Origin of the sequence: Acetobacter estunensis, assembly GCF_019083805.1 — a bacterium.
GTDB classification, from domain to species: Bacteria; Pseudomonadota; Alphaproteobacteria; order Acetobacterales; family Acetobacteraceae; genus Acetobacter; species Acetobacter estunensis_A.
The window spans coordinates 1-814 of the sequence record NZ_JAHRDV010000039.1; the positions used below are offsets into that span (position 1 = coordinate 1).

Consider the following 814-nt stretch of genomic DNA (forward strand, 5'->3'; position numbering starts at 1 on the left):
CCTCTATATTTTCCTGTGCATTTTCCATTTCCGGAAAAAGGTTGGTTATGGGTTTTAGTTTGGATGCTTCTGCCTTTATCTGTCTGTCGGTTGTTTCCTGTACCCTTCGCATCTCGATGTTGTTGGTTCTTAATTGTCCTTCTAAATTTTGATTCTTGAATGAGAGGTTATAATTTTCTTTTTTGAGGGTTTCAATTTCTTTGGCTTGTCGTTTTACTTCCCCTACATTAAAGACGCTTGTAACGGTATTAAATACGGTTTTTCCGGCTTTTGCGGCAGCTTCTTTGGCTTCGTTGATGTGTATGTCGGTTTTCATGCTGTTTAGCTCTTTTTGTGCCGTACTAAGTTCCTTTTGGACTGTGGTGATTTTCTCGGTTCCGGCAGTGTATGCCCTGTTTAGTTGCTCGATGTCTTTTTGAAGTTGTTCAGCTTTCTCTGTTTCCATTTTGTTTTTGTATTGCATGGCCGACAAGTGTTTCTTGTCTGAAGAAACTCCACGTTCCATGTTGAGACACTCTGCTGTTATAGTCTGCATCTCCGCCATGTCGTGTCTGTTCAGCTTTACAGTTTTTCCTGTATGGCCGTCCGTCCAGTCAAAGATCATGTGCGCATGATAGTTCGGTTTCCATGCTTCTTCCTTTCCGTCCCATACGTTTGCGCCTTCATCCTTATGGGTGTAGATTTGGAAGGCGTGCACTCCAAAGCGTTCTTCCAGTTTTTCGGCCAAGTCTTGAAGCTGCTGGATTGTGGTTTCCTCGCTGATTACTATTACCCCTTCCCGGATTGGGGTAGCTTTCTTCTGTAATCCTTGTCC

At 43.2% G+C, this 814-nt stretch carries 1 protein-coding gene; it reads right to left on the reverse strand.

Features of this window, described 5'->3' with window-relative positions; translation table 11 throughout:
* Positions 1–814 (reverse strand): NBU/pMV158-type mobilization protein (locus tag KUA11_RS16930; RefSeq protein WP_217412199.1); only part of this gene is annotated, 814 nt, incomplete at both ends.